This is a genomic window from Seonamhaeicola marinus (genome assembly GCF_008085455.1).
The window spans coordinates 1-540 of the sequence record NZ_VSDQ01000604.1 but is presented as its reverse complement, the minus strand read 5'-3'; the positions used below and the strand labels follow the sequence as shown (position 1 = coordinate 540).

1 pseudogene is annotated in these 540 nt (G+C 30.9%); it reads left to right on the top strand.

The features are described from left to right. Positions 1-213 precede the first annotated feature (213 nt). A pseudogene (locus FUA24_RS10760) lies at positions 214-540 on the top strand (RNA methyltransferase); the annotation flags it as partial.

The window sequence follows — 540 nt, the reverse complement described above, 5'->3', positions numbered from 1 at the left end:
TTTTAATATAGTTTCAATAGTAATCTTATTAAAAACTATTGGGTTTTCAGTCTGTTTTTTAACACACGAGGCCAAGGTTAAAACCAAAACTAAACTGGTAAAAAAATGTTTCATTGATTATTTTTTTTTGAAAGATAACTTATTATGCTAAATATTAAAAACATTGGCTAAATGTTTACAATTAGTGTAACTTTGCAGCCTTATTTATATACAATGCGATTACACCGAAATTTATGTTTTGCCGTTATTGATGGCTTACACCAAATATTTAATGAAGATGAATATGCCGATAAGGTTATACAAACGCTACTAAAAAGAGATAAGCGTTGGGGCAGCAGAGACCGCGCTTTTGTTGCCGAAACCACTTATGATATTGTTAGATGGAAACGCTTGTATGCTGAAATTGCTGAAGTTAAAGAACCTTTTAACCGTGATAACCTTTGGCGTTTATTTGCTGTTTGGGCAACACTAAAAGGTATTAAATTACCCGATTGGAAATATTTTACAAATACACCAACACGAAAAATTAAAGGTAAATTT